Annotated in this window: 1 pseudogene; it reads right to left on the reverse strand. The window is 34.2% G+C overall.

From position 1 onward, the window contains the following. Positions 1 to 231, reverse strand: a pseudogene (locus tag BAQ49_RS04195) (IS4 family transposase); the annotation flags it as partial.

Consider the following 231-nt stretch of genomic DNA (forward strand, 5'->3'; position numbering starts at 1 on the left):
AACCACGATGCGAGTAGGTAATTTGTCTTTGCTCCCTACATATACATCACGTAATTCATACACTTGGCCAGGCTGTAATTGGTTCATGATTTCTTCCAAATGAATTTGTATATATACCGGCCTCAGTTGAGCTGGTTTTGTTTTAAATACGACTGTTTCGAATTCTTTTCTATATATCTTAGTTGGTAACTTAAGACGTGATAAATAATATCCTTGATTATCTTGAATAGA

Source organism: Bacillus proteolyticus (assembly GCF_001884065.1).
Lineage (GTDB): Bacteria > Bacillota > Bacilli > Bacillales > Bacillaceae_G > Bacillus_A > Bacillus_A proteolyticus.